The following is a 14,298-nucleotide window of genomic DNA, read 5'->3' as shown; positions in this document are numbered from 1 at the left end:
AACCACCAATACCCAACAAGGAAGCCAAGAACCCTATTACCACAGGTACAGCTTTCGCTAAAGCATTCTCTACCAACTTCGCTGCACCACCAACTGCACCAGATGCGATCGCACTCACGGCATCCACCACCGCATTTACCAATTCCAGCACCTGACTACCGCGATTGACAAAGAACATTATTATATCATAAATTGCCATGGCGGCTTTGACAAATGCTGATGCGGGATTTAACAAGCTCAGAACCCACTTCACCCCGGCGGTGATCACCTGGGTAACTACCATGTTCTTGATTTCTTCGATGACTGTTTGTTTCAGGTCGTTGAACTGTTCCTTAACATGTTCCCACAGTCCCATGGGTTCGCGATCGCGTAATACCTGGAATATTTCGACGCTTTTCTCCATGCCAGCTACTACTGGTTCCCCAAAGAGTTTGACTGCTTTACCACGAATGTAATTAAATGTCAAGCCCAAGACTTGGGTTACTAAGCTGAATATTCCCGGTAAGCTAAAGATGTCATCGGGTAGTTGAATACCCATCGGTCCCAGGGTTCCAGTTAACCAGCCAATTAAACCGGCTTGTAGATGTTGCCCAATGTTACCGACAAAATTCTCAAAGCCTTGTTTGATACCACTAATTAAGTTACCTAGGAAGCCGATGGGGTCTTTAATAATGTTACCAATCACACTAGCCGCTTTACTCAAGACACTCAGCAACATGTCTTTGAGTTTCTTAATAGTATCGATGACTCCAGTTATGGCATCAAATGCCTTGGCGAACCAGGGTTGATTGGATGCCTTCATCTCCTCAATACGGGCATCCAATTCTTCGAGGTTTTTAGTGTAGGCTTGTGACAGGGTATCTATGAGCTGACCGTGTTTATCATCAACACTTTGCTCTAGCCCATCAAACTGACTCTGAATATTATTAGCAGCTTCTTGTCCAACCTGCTGCAAAGAAGCAGGTAATCCGTCTACATATTCCTGAGTTTCTCGCCTACCTTCTGCAATCTTCTCCTTGGCTAGGTTAAGCTGCTCAGTCACATAGTTAGCAATATCAGTAAGGGTTACATCCATCTCACTGAGATATTCATTCCGCCCTTCTTTAAAAAAGGCAGTAACTTCTGGGGGAACTCCCAAAAGCTTGTCCTTAAACCACCTGCCTGCGCCCCAAATACCATCGTAACGGCTTTTATAGTCCTCCATGTATGGAGCAACGTAATTTTCATAAGCCTTTTTAGCCCGCTCGGTTCCAGCATTAAAGCGACTCATGACCTCGCCTTGAATGCCATTCAGGATGTTCTCAACTGACGTTTTTGTGTTTTGGTAGATACCATTGATGTGGCTAGCAACATCAATTCGCTTTTGCTCATCCTTACCCTTAGCTTCAACTTGCTGATTGGTAACCTGAGCTAATAATTCAGCGCGGGAGCCATGCATTCCTTGCAGTTGTTGCCCAGCTGTGGTTGCAGCTTCCCCTTGGGCTTGGGTTAACTGGTTTTGCTCGAACTGACGATAGGCTTGGGGTGCTTGGCTGGCATTAGTTTGAGCCTCTTGTTTTGCTGCTAAAGCCGTTTGGAATTGGGGTTCATTGGAATTGGCTAACTGTTCCGAGGTAATATCAGCGTCAGCCATCTGTTGGTCAAGTTTTTGGCTACTTTCTTGTAGCGGTGCCTCCACTTCACCTTGTCCCTTGGCTTTAGGAATAGCTTTTTGAGCACCAATATTTTTGGTTACTGCTCCGGCTTCATTGGCAGGTAGGGGAGTTACTGATTTCGGTTCGATACTGCTGGTATCCGGTGCTTGTTTCGCCTTCTGTTCTAAGGGTGCTTGAGATGCAGTTTGCTCTTGCTTAACGGTATTTTGGATCTGGCTCTTGACAGAAGCCAGTTTGTTACTATCCTTAAACTCATCCGCTTCTTCAAGAGTTTTCGGAGCTGCTGACTTGATGCGCTCCATTAATTTAGCCTTGAAAGCAGCAGCATTAAAACCAGGAGTGGGAGCCTGTTCCATCTCACCCACTTGATTGGCCTGGGCTTTGCTTTCTATTTCCTTGGCAGGACTTTCCGCTGCATCTTGGGCTTCTTTCGCTTTTGTACTAGCTGGGGCGTGTTGTTTTTCCTTATTGGCAACTCCCTTAGCCTTAGCAACCACTGCTTTAAAATCTGGATCTGACTCTGGGGAAGCAGGAGTAGTTTCTTGGGGTGTTGCTTCAGCAGGTGTTGCCGTGGTTTCTTGATTTACCTCAGCTTTAATCCCTTGATTAGCTGCTTCTGGAGCCATTGCCTCCTGGTTTTTCCCTGGAGTTTCTCCAGAACTAACCGATGTTGCATTTGTTTCCGGCTTTGGGGCTGTTTCAGCCTTAGGAGCAGCAGTTTCTTGAGGTGCAACTACCTCTGTGTTAACTGTATTTTCCCCCTCGACTTCTGGTTTTATATCAGTATCCTTGACAAGAGTCTGAGATTCTTGATTGACCCCATTCCCCGGACTATCCTTGATCGGAACAGCAAACCCAGTCTTATTTTCGAATTTATTTGTCTTCTTGGCCTGTTGATCAATTACCTTCGCTTGAATTCCCCCGGTCTGCTGTATGGTATGGGTCAACTCATGGGCCGTCAAACTATTCTTACCAGGAGACTTCCCCGCACCATAGAAAATATCCCTACCATGGGTAAAGGCTTGGGCTCCCAACTCCTTATTCATCTGTGAAGCACTAGAGTCAGTATGCACCCGCACGTTACTAAAATCAGCCCCAAACCTTGGTTCCATAAAACTACGGATGGATTCTGACAAAAGTTGACCCGTACCCCGTCGGGATTGGATTTTGGTTTCTAAATTAGGGGATACTTGTGGGGTTTGACCAGGATTTGCTTTGGTTTGTATTTCCTCTTCCTCGGATTGTAACTGTAGGGCGATCGGCTTAGTTTGTATTTCTTCTTCCTCGGATTGTAACTGTAGGGCGATCGGCTTAGTTTGTATTTCCTCTTCCTCGGATTGTAACTGTAGCGCTATGGGCTTAGTTTGAATGTCCTCTTCCTCTGTTTGATTTTGCACTGGTGGTGCTGGCATGCGCATTACTTGGGCTGCAACTGTGTCCGCTTCCTTTTCGTACACATCATCTGGTTCCCCCACTTGCATTTTTGTCTGGATGAGACGATTGACGGCTTGGTTACCGATGATGCTTTGCAGTTTCAGGAGGGGGTGAACCGGACTATGGGTAGCCAAGGGGGTTGGCTTGGCTTGAACGGTTTTCCCCGTTGGGGTGGTTTGGTTGTTTTTGGTTTGGCTTGCCCGTTGATTACCCATATGGTTCACCTTTCAGTTAGTTGTTCAGAAGTAATTTTTGAACTAATCTTTTAGCTCCCCCCTAGCCCCCTTATCAAGGAGGGAAAGCAAAAATCAGTGTTTTCTTACCTCCCCCTTATTAAGGGGGATTGAGGGGGATCTAGTCTTAACTATTGACTTTTGTGTTCCAAAGTTTGTACCTTCTCCATTAGCAAGGAAATCGTGTTATTTTGCTCCTTCACCACTTTAGTTAAAACCGCCACAATATCCATCGGACTGAGGGTTTTGCGATCGCGACTTGCTACTAAATCTGGCACATCTTCGGCAATAAATCCAATGTGGGTTTCTTTTTGGTGATCTTCTTTATAGCGGAATTGGACGGGATTGAGTCCTTCCAGGGTTTCTATGGCATCTTCTATTGCCAGGGTATTAATATTTTCTTTGAGCTGTCGTGAGGATCTTTGTTGGAGATTGTTAGCTCTTATAAACTCCTTAGCAGTTATATTACCTGTTACATGCACTCTACCATTGAAGTAGCCAGCATAATTGTTGCCAGCACCTTTGGCACTACCGTAAACACCAAAGGAGGTACTTCCTTCACTACCTGTTACTTCACCGTAAACTCCGTAGACAGTAGATGCCCCACCATTGATAGCAGTGAAATAGCCACCATATCCAGATTTTAAAAAACCTAGCTTTGAAGGTATGTCTCCTTCAATGGTATCAATGGTATCAATAGGTTGAACAGTACCCCCTTTAATGGTATCAACTGCCTCTACAGATATCTCAGTTCGCTGTTCAATAAAATCCCCAGGTTTCACAGACTCAGGACTGTTTTCCGGAGTAATGCCTCCTAAAATTGAAATATTCTCTTTAAGAATATCATCTGTGGTATCATTAGGCTCATCTTTAACTATAATTTCGTCGTCTGGATGTTTTTCATCTTTTACAACGATAGACGTTAGAAAACCCTGGAAATGACCCCTAACACCGTAGCAGCGCGGAATATTATTTACTTTTTCTGTTATGGCGAAGCTGGCACCGGATACTCCTCTTTCTTGGGAGTCATTAGTTCTAGGGAGAAGGTAATTACCAACCAAAACACCGCCATTGTAGCGAATATGGTTACCGGATAAGGTCTGCCACTTTCCGTCGCCACTAATACCAGTTAAACCAGAACCATCCCCTTCAAACTTAGTAGCTTTAACCGTTCCAGATACCTCTAATTTGCTATTCCTAATGGTGATATTACCATTGCGATAGAAAATTATGCCTTTGTTCCAATCCCACTCCCCGTCAGGTTTATCACAAGTGAAGTGGAGTAAATCTCCATTTTTAAAAGTTCTTGAATGAAAAATAAACTTCTGGTTATTGGCATCTTTGCCAAGAACTAAGTCACCGACAATATGCTGTGTGCTTTTAGGGGTTTTGGTACCAATGCCGACATTGCCAGCATTATAGTAAATACTGTTACTATCACCATCAGACCACTTGGTTTCACCACCAGCGCTAATCCCAGTTAAACCAGAACCATCCCCTTCAAACCTAGTGGCTTGGACAGTTCCATCTACCTCTAATTTTGTACTAGGATCTGTTGTCCCAATCCCAACATTACCAGAAGTAGGATGAACTGTTAACCCATCCCGCGAAAGCATATCAGAAACACTAGGAAGCCAGCTATCATTATCTAAATTGGCTAGGTATGGTAAGGCTAGATATACTTCAAAAGATCCGTCAGCGTCGTCACCCGCTATACCCATAGAAAAACTCTGACCACCCAACTTCGTTACCTCAGATGTGGGAATTACGCCATCTACTCGATACCAACCATCTGGAGCATTATCACTTTGTTCCTTGGTAATTATCAATCCACTATTAGGCTTTCCGTTACCCCACCCAGCAAGTTCGCCAAATCCCACTTGTTTACCGGAAGAAATCTTGAGCCAAGCTTTGAGATGTACGTACTTTTTGGTTAAAAAATTACCTCGGGACTCAAAGGGAAAAAGTATCATGGTATGTTGTCCTGAATTATCCCCAGTAATTTTCAAAATCTTACCGTCAGGAAAACTAGCCCAACCATCAGCTAAACCACCTCTTTTTATTCGCGCACCTTTGTTAGATATGCCAAACCAATAAGGATTTTCTTCGGTTGCATCATCTACACTATCGGCAGCATTGGCTGGTTTTGTTCCTACATAGGGTCCTTCAAACCCTTTCGTGAAAGGGTGGGCTGCTTCTAAAGTAACATTCCCAAGGGTGGTGTACCCAGCAGGCTTGTTGCCATCGAGTATATTCATGTAGGAATTTCTGATTAGATTAGGCGGCATTGATGACCCCCTAATCATGCCAGAGGTTGTAATCTTGCCATTGACAGTGAGGTTGTCTTCGATAGTCAGCGACTTTGCCTTAACAGCTCCATCCACCTCTAATTTTTCAATAGGATTATTTGTCCCAATGCCGACATTGCCAGCATTATAGTAAATCTTGTTACTACCACCATCAGACCACTTTCCAGCACTAATACCAGTTAAAGCCGAACCATCCCCTTCAAAGTTAGTGGCCTTGACAGTTCCAGCCACCTCTAATTTTTCACTAGGATTGGTTGTCCCAATACCGACATTACCATCCACTGTCAGAGCACCAGTGGTATGTAAAGCATCATCCACCCTCAGTGCCCCAGATGAATGCCCTGAGCGAATTACCCCTGTAACTTTCACTTCATCATTATCCGCATCCCCCAAGGACACATTCCCTTTTACTTCCAGCAAACCATTCACTGTCAGGGAACCATCGATGGTTGAGTCTCCTGCCCCCTCAAATTTAGTGGCTTTGACAGTTCCAGCCACCTCTAATTTTTCACTAGGATTATTTGTGCCAATACCGACATTGCCGTTTGGCTGTAACCTCATTATTTCTTGACCATCTGCAGCACCACCGGTCGCCGCAAAAATGAATCTGAATGCATCATTGGTATTATCTCCCCATGCCAGTACAGAATCTTTGCGATCTGCCCCTTGATCTTTCAATCCTAGAAATAGATGGTCAGTATCCCAAGCAACTTGTAGTCCTCTTGTCATCCAGGGGCGGGGGGCACTAATACCTCCTACTCCAACTTGCAAAAGGGATTGTGGATTAGTTGTCCCAATACCCACATTGCCATTGGGGTCAATCGTCATACGGTGTTGATAGTTAGTAGCAAAGGTTAATGGGTGGTTCGATTCCGTTCCAATTACGCCTCTGGCTCCATTCCAATCATCATGACTAAAAACACTGGTTACTACCCCACCACCAGACCTGACATTTAACCGAGCATGCTGTGAACCTAAGATGTCTAAAACTTTGTTCCAATCCTGAGGATTATGAATAGAGGTTGTGCCAATGCCTACATTGCCATCCACTGTCAGGGAACCAAAAGCAGAACTAGTGGCCTTAACAGTTCCAGCCACCTCTAATTTTTCACTAGGATTCGTTGTCCCAATGCCTACATTCCCATTTCCTTTAATAACAAGGGCAGTTTCTTCAACTCCATCGTTACCCGTATTAACAAAAGCAATTCCTCCATCAGGATTAGGGTCATTCCCATCGGTTTTTTCAATCACTAAAGCATCTTGACTAGTCCCAAAGAAATTGTTGTCGTACCTGAGTCGAAAACCATCTCCAGTAGGTGTACCGGATTCATTAGTACTATGAAAAATCTGAGTTCCTGTAGTCGCTAATTTTAAAGCCCCAGATACTTCTAAAGTGCTAGCCAGCACACCACCCACAGTTAAGTTATTTTCTATGGTAAGGGAACCTGTTACCCGATCGGTCACACTTAATTGAGCAGTAGCGATCGCATCCCTAACACTGAGATTCCCATCCACTGTCAGAGGACCAGTGGTATGCAAAGCATCATCCACCCTCAGCGCCCCAGATGAATGCCCTGAGCGAATTACCCCTGCAATTGTCACTTCATCATTATCCGCATCCCCCAAGGACACATTCCCTTTTACTTCCAGCAAACCATTCACTGTCAGGGAACCATCGATGGTTGAATTTCCTGCCCCCTGAAATTTAGTGGCTTTGACAGTTCCAGCCACCTCTAATTTTTCACTAGGATTATTTGTGCCAATGCCGACATTGCCGTTTGGCTGTAACCTCATTATTTCTTGATCATCTGCAGCACCACCGGTCGCCGCAAAAATGAATCTGAATACATCATTGGTATTATCTCCCCATGCCAGTACAGAATCTTTGCGATCTGCCCCTTCATCTTTCAATCCTAGAAATACATTGTCACTATCCCAAGCAACTTGTAGTCCTGTTGTCATCCAGGGGCGATTACCACCTCCTAATCCATCTCCAACTTGCAAAAGGGATTGTGGATTAGTTGTCCCAATACCCACATTGCCATTGGGGTCAATCGTCATACGGTGTTGATAGTTAGTAGCAAAGGTCAATGGGTGGTTCGATTCCGTTCCAATTACGCCTCTGGCTCCATTCCAACTATCATGACTAAAAACACTGGTTACTACCCCACCACCAGACCTGACATTTAACCGAGCATGCTGTGAACCTAAGATGTCTAAAACTTTGTTCCAATCCTGAGGATTATGAATAGAGGTTGTGCCAATACCGACATTGCCATCCACTGTCAGAGCACCAGTGGTATGTAACGCATCATCCACCCTCAGCGCCCCAGATGAATGCTCTGAGCGAATTACCCCTGCAATTATCACTTGATCATTATCACCATTCCCCAAGGACACATTCCCAGGCATATGCTCGGTATCACGGGCAATCACATCCCCCTGTACTTCCAGGTTTCCAGCAACGGTTAGGGAACCATCGATGGTTGAGTCTCCTGTCAGGTTTAAGTTGGTGGCCTTAACAGTTCCAGCCACCTCTATTTTTTCACTAGGATTATTTGTCCCAATACCTACATTGCTGTTTCCTTTAATAACAAGGGCAGTTTCTACAACTCCATCGTTACCCGTATTAACAAAAGCAATCCCTCCATCAGGATTAGGGTGATTAAGATCTCTTTGTTCAATCACTAAAGCATCTTGATTAGCCCCAAAGAAATTGTAGTCGTATCTGACTCGAAAAGCATCTGCAGTAGATAACTTAGCACCAGCAAGCTTGCGTACAGAATTATCCACTGCACTAACCTTACCGTTGTTGTCTAGGGTCACCCGTGCCAACAGAATCTCTTTATCATCCCTAGGGTCACTATCAGCATTTTTTAAATCTACATTACCGTCTTGGAGATTGTCTTGACTTGTGTTACTCCCGTAAATTAGAAACTTGGGACGTTCAGTGGTGCGAGTGTATTTGATCTCGCTACCTACTCGGTAACCCTTGTCCTTAATTTCCCGATACATGACGGTAATTTCAATAGTTGCCTTGAGTGGTAATCCATCTAAGTTAATCGTGTTAATCGTGTCCGGTACTGTACAATTGGGTAAAACAATAATTTCTTGACCATCTTTATCAATGGCCATACCCTTACTAACGGCAATTTTTTTATCCCCGGCTTTAGTTACTTCTAATCCTTCCACCACACCCCATTCATGGAGTAAACGATTGTGACGCAGGCGCATGTCACGATGGTAGGCTTGCTCATCCTTAAAATCTTCTTCTACTAGAAACTGGGAAGTAAAGTAATTGGGACGTTGAATATTTTTCATTATGGTTATTATAGTACTTTGAAATTGGGTCTGGGAAAAATTATTGGTTTTAGGGAGCAGGGAATAGGGAATAGGGAGCAGGGAATAGGGAATAGGGAACAGGGAATAGGGAATAGGGAGCAGGGAGCAGGGAGCAGGGGAAAGAGGCAGTATTCAGAAATTTTGGTTAGTTAAATAGCCTCATTTTCCTTATAAATTCAGCTTTCTGAGTGTTTTAACTGGAAATGAGCGGATAGCAGGTACTGAAGAAGGCTAAAAAGCGCTAGATTGAGTTTTCTGTTCCAAAGTTTGTACCTTCTCCATTAGCAAGGAAATCGTATTGTTTTGCTCCTTCACCACTTTAGTTAAAACCGCCACGATATCCATCGGACTGAGGGTTTTCCGATCATGACTGGCCACTAAATCCGGCACATCTTCCGCAATAAATCCAATGTGGGTTTCTTTTTGGTGATCTTTTTTGTAGCTGAATTGGACCGGATTGAGTCCTTCCAGGGTTTCTATAGCATCTTCTATTGCCAGGGTATTAATATTCTCTTTCAACTCTCGTGAGGATACTTGCCCAATAGTGCGATATGTTAAATGACCTGTTACATTTGCATTACCATCGAAGTAGCCAGCATAACTAGTTTTGCCACCTCTGGCACGACCGTAGACACCGTATACAATTGCACTGCTATTATTCTGAGCATCGGCTCTGCCGTAGACACCAAATCGGCTACCACTGGTACCACCTGTTGCTTGTGCATACAAACCAAATTTAGTGCCATTGCGATTGCCTCCTACAACGCTTTGAACTCCATAGGCCGTTCTATTGCCCGTATTAGTAGCAATGGCCTTGACGCTTCCAGCCACTTCTAATTTTTGAGTAGGATTATTTGTGCCAATGCCGACATTGCCAGCATTATAGTAAATCCTGTTACTACCACCATCAGACCACTTTGTGCCACCAGCCCTAATACCAGTTAAACCAGAACCATCCCCTTCAAACCTAGTGGCTTTAACAGTTCCAGCTACCTCTAATTTCTGCCTAGGATTATTGGTGCCAATACCAACTTTTTTAGAACCAAGACCAACTGATAAAACGGGTTCTCCGCTTCCTTGAAAAACTATTAGATCTCCGTGCTCTCGGTATTCAACTCCCCAGTTTCGATGAGATGGGGAATGAGCAATGATTGGTCGAGATGCATTGTTTCTAGCACTTTGATGGATGTACATCATGGGGGCTGTCCCGTTGGCAAATCCGATTGAGCCGTTAACCGTGAGTTCAGCATAGGTGCTATTTGTCCCAATACCTACATTGCCATGGTTATAGTAAATACTGTTATTACTACCATCAGACCACTTGGTTTCACTGCCAGCCCTAATGCCAGTTAAACCAGAACCATCCCCTACAAACCTAGTGGCTTTAACAGTTCCAGCTACCTCTAATTTTTCCGTAGGATTTGTAATGCCAATACCAACTTTTTTATAACCAAGACCAACTGATAAAACGGGTTCTCCGCTTCCTTGAAAAACCATTATATCTCCGTGCTCTCGGTATTCAACTCCCCAGTTTCGATAACGTGGGGAATGAGCAATGATTGGTCGAGATGCATTGTTTGTACCACTTTGATGGATGTACATCATGGGGGCTGTCCCGTTGGCAAATCCGATTGAGCCGTTAACCGTGAGTTCAGCATAGGTGCTATTTGTACCAATACCTACATTGCCATTGTTATAGTAAATACTGTTATTACTACCATCAGACCACTTGGTTTCAGCGCCAGCCCTAATACCAGTTAAACCAGAACCATCCCCTTCAAACCTAGTGGCTTTAACAGTTCCAGCTACCTCTAATTTCTGCCTAGGATTATTGGTGCCAATACCAACTTTTTTTGAACCAAGACCAACTGATAAAACGGGTTCTCCGCTTCCTTGAAAAACCATTATATCTCCGTGATCTCGGTATTCAACTCCCCAGTTTGGATGAGATGGGGAATGAGCAATGATTGGTCGAGGTGCATTGTTTGTACCACTTTGATGGATGTACATCATGGGGGCTGTCCCGTTGGCAAATCCGATTGAGCCGTTAACCGTGAGTTCAGCATAGGTGCGATTTGTACAAATACCTACATTGCCATGGTTATAGTAAATACTGTTATTACTACCATTAGACCACTTTGTGGCACCAGCGCTAATACCAGTTAAACCAGAACCATCCCCTACAAACTTAGTGGCTTTAACAGTTCCATTTACCTCTAATTTTTCCGTAGGATTTGTAATGCCAATACCAACTTTTTTATAACGAAGACCAACTGATAAAACTGGTTGTCCGCTTCCTTGAAAAACCATTAGATCTTCCTGATCTCGGTATTCAACTCCCCAGTTTCGATAACGTGGGGAATGAGCAATGATTGGTCGAGGTGCATTGCTTGTACCACTTTGATGGATGTACATCATGGGGGCTGTCCCGTTGGCAAATCCGATTGAGCCGTTAAGCGTGAGTTCAGCATAGGTGCTATTTGTACCAATACCTACATTGCCATTGTTATAGTAAATACCGTTACTACCACCATCAGACCACTTTCCAGCACCAATACCAGTTAAACCAGAACCATCCCCTTCAAACCTAGTGGCTTTAACAGTTCCAGCTACCTCTAATTTTTCCGTAGGATTATTTTTGCCAATACCAACATTACCATCCACTGTCAGAGCACCAGTGGTATGTAACCCATCATCCACCCTCAACGCTCCAGATGAATGCCCTGAGCGAATTACTCCTGTAACTTTCACTTCATGATTATCCGCATCCCCCAAGGACACATCCCCAGCAATATGCTCGGTATCACGGGCAATCACATCCCCTTTTACTTCCAGGTTTCCATTCACTGTCAGGTCACCATCAATGGTTGAATTTCCGGTCAGATTTAAGTTTTCGGCGGAAATGGTACCATCTAGCTCTAAGTTATCGAGGTTAGATAACTTAGCACCAGCAAGCTTGCGTACAGAATTATCCACTGCACTAACCTCACCGTTGTTGTCTAGGGTCACCCGTGCCAACAGAATCACATTATCATCGGTAGGGGCAAAACCAGTTTTTACATCTACATTACCGTCTTGGAGATTGTCTTTACTTGTTTTACTCCCGTAAATGACAAACTTGGGACGTTCAGAGGTGCGAGTGTATTTTTTATCATTACCTACCGCTACTTCGTCACCATCATCCTTAATTTCATCATAGATGACGGTAATTTCAATAGTTGTATTGGCTTCTAATACATCTACATCTAAGTTAATCGTGTTAATCGTGTCCGGTACTGTACAATCGGGTAAAAGAATAATTTCTCGACCATATTTATCAATGGCCATGCCCTCACTAACCGCAATTTTTTTCGGCTCGGCTCTGGTTACTTTTAATCCTTCCACCACACCCCATTCATGGAGTAAGCTATTGTGACGCAGGCGCATGTCACGATGGTAGGTTTGCTCATCGTTAAAGTCTTTTTCTAATAGAAACTGGGAAGTAAAGTAATTGGGACGTTGAATATATTTCATAATCATTACTCTCCTAAGATAGATTCGTCATTTTCGGTAATATTGCCCAAAATAGTATTAATTCCAATCTGGGAACCCTTAACTTCTTCAGAATCAGAATCAGAATCAAAAGTACCACCAATCTGCGTGGTGTAAATAATTTCTAGTCTGTACTTGCTATGGGCTGGTTTTTCCTGTTCGATGATGGCATTAGCGATTTCTATTTGTCGTTTGAGTTGCTCTGGGTTTAATCCTTGAGCTGGAGTAATTCTTACTATAAAAAAGTGGGGTATACCACCACCAAGGTAAGTGCCTCTACCAAGCAGCGATCGCGAGGGAAGTCCTTCCGGGTAAATTGGAATTTCTTCGAGGTCAATTGGGTTTTCGGGCTCCAGGAGTTGGGTGTCACCAATTTGAAATTCGGCATTGGAAGCGTCGATAATGGTGACTTTTTCCTCGTCCTCTAGAAATAATTCTAGCAGTTCTTGTAAATTGTCTTTAGTCCCTCGGAAACGATACAGTCTGACAGTATTGGCCAGAAATTTCCGTTGTTTTTGGACATCTAAATCTGCTCTGAGACTCAACGCCACCCAGCTAGATAACCAGGGTAGGAAGTCTGGGGGTGTTTTTTGGGGATGGAAGTAATTAGAAATACGGGCAATATTTTCTTCTAAACCCTGCTCACAAAAGTTGATCCCATGTGCACGACCCAAAAGAATATTTTCAAAGGGTAGTAAAAATTGACCAACGAAAGGATCGCTTTGATAAATCTCTGGCAGATAGTCTAAAAGTTTACTGGGGTAAGGGGCTGAGTTTTTCATTGGTTTTTAACCGTTGAAATCAAGGGTTTCTAAGGGGGATATGATGTCTATATCGCTGGCGGTAAGATCTAAATACACTAGTTCTTCTGGTTTGACCTCGATGGCACTTAGCTGTCCGTTGGTGTAAACTAGGCGTTGTTGATTGTTTATGGCATCAGGACGAGGAAAAAATACTTCGTCTTGGTCTTTATCTTCCTTATTGGTTTTTTCTACATAATCCACACCTTCTAGTTCATCAAGTAGTTGATAAACTTCCGAAACATAAACATTTCGACCAAATGGCCAACCTTGAGGATTGTCAGGATTTGGTAGGGGATCGAAAAAGTTTTCCAGTGCGTTATTTATGTTGGTCCTAGTGGTTGCTACGTCTGCTTCTCGGTTGAGGTGTATGGTTAATCTGATGCTAATGGTGATGTAGCGTGGCATAACTACATGGATTGCCGTGCCAATCAATCGCCGTTCTTCTAAGTGGTTTTTTACCTCGTTAATCAGCCTTGAGCTTGGTTGAGGGGGGCTATTTTCACGATTATTGCTGTCGGGGATAATCACAATACTCACATGACCTGGTTGATCCACAGGTTCGACTAAGGTATTTTCGACTAAGGCATTTTCCGAGTCCAGGTTACGTCGAGGTATACAGTGTGCCCTAGCAACGGTATTATCTGCTTCTACTTCTCGGGCTAATTCCACAAAGTCGGCACAGGTGATGGCTCGGTAGCGATCGCGTACTTGGGTAATTGCCTCTTTAATCTCTGTCTGTAAATCCTTGGTTTGCTGCCAATCTGGTCCATTCAGCAGTTGTAAAAACATCCGCATATTGGCCTCTGTCACCCGATTTTGCCGATAGAGCAGCATTTCGGTAAGGTAGGCAAACAGCTCAATGACGGTAATACCAGGATCAGAAGGATTGTGATTAGTCCATTCCGGTGCATAGCTGGGAATCATACCCAGGGCTTCTTGCACCAAGTCATCATAGGTGCGGTCATCAAGATTAGGCAATTCTATTGGCATG

5 protein-coding genes are annotated in these 14,298 nt (G+C 43.9%); all 5 read right to left on the bottom strand.

Annotated features, from left to right (window positions below):
- A partial coding sequence (locus tag F6K53_RS02280; protein ID WP_293079849.1) for a DUF4157 domain-containing protein occupies nucleotides 1-3,304 on the bottom strand: 3,304 nt, incomplete at its 3' end.
- Nucleotides 3,305-3,453: 149 nt separating this feature from the next.
- Nucleotides 3,454-8,952, bottom strand: coding sequence for a tail fiber domain-containing protein (locus tag F6K53_RS02275; protein WP_293063923.1), 5,499 nt, complete (start codon nucleotides 8,950-8,952; stop codon nucleotides 3,454-3,456).
- A gap of 252 nt (nucleotides 8,953-9,204) precedes the next feature.
- Nucleotides 9,205-12,486 (bottom strand): tail fiber domain-containing protein, encoded by a 3,282-nt coding sequence (locus F6K53_RS02270; protein ID WP_293063926.1) that lies wholly within the window; start codon nucleotides 12,484-12,486, stop codon nucleotides 9,205-9,207.
- Nucleotides 12,487-12,491: 5 nt separating this feature from the next.
- Complete coding sequence (locus F6K53_RS02265) at nucleotides 12,492-13,286, bottom strand: phage tail protein (RefSeq protein ID WP_293063929.1); 795 nt, start codon at nucleotides 13,284-13,286, stop codon at nucleotides 12,492-12,494.
- 6 nt (nucleotides 13,287-13,292) lie between these two features.
- Nucleotides 13,293-14,297, bottom strand: a complete 1,005-nt coding sequence (locus tag F6K53_RS02260) for a baseplate J/gp47 family protein (protein WP_293063932.1) — start codon at nucleotides 14,295-14,297, stop codon at nucleotides 13,293-13,295.
- Between the last annotated feature and the right edge of the window lies 1 nt (nucleotide 14,298).

The organism is Moorena sp. SIO4A1 (genome assembly GCF_010672065.1).
GTDB lineage: Bacteria > Cyanobacteriota > Cyanobacteriia > Cyanobacteriales > Coleofasciculaceae > Moorena.
This window is presented reverse-complemented; position numbering and strand designations above follow the sequence as displayed.

What these genes read in the sequence shown, in the direction of transcription:
- F6K53_RS02275 (WP_293063923.1), bottom strand. Translation starts at nt 8,952, where the DNA reads ATGAAAAATATTCAACGTCCCAATTACTTTACTTCCCAGTTTCTAGTA.
- F6K53_RS02270 (WP_293063926.1), bottom strand. Translation starts at nt 12,486, where the DNA reads ATGAAATATATTCAACGTCCCAATTACTTTACTTCCCAGTTTCTATTA.
- F6K53_RS02265 (WP_293063929.1), bottom strand. Translation starts at nt 13,286, where the DNA reads ATGAAAAACTCAGCCCCTTACCCCAGTAAACTTTTAGACTATCTGCCA.
- F6K53_RS02260 (WP_293063932.1), bottom strand. Translation starts at nt 14,297, where the DNA reads ATGCCAATAGAATTGCCTAATCTTGATGACCGCACCTATGATGACTTG.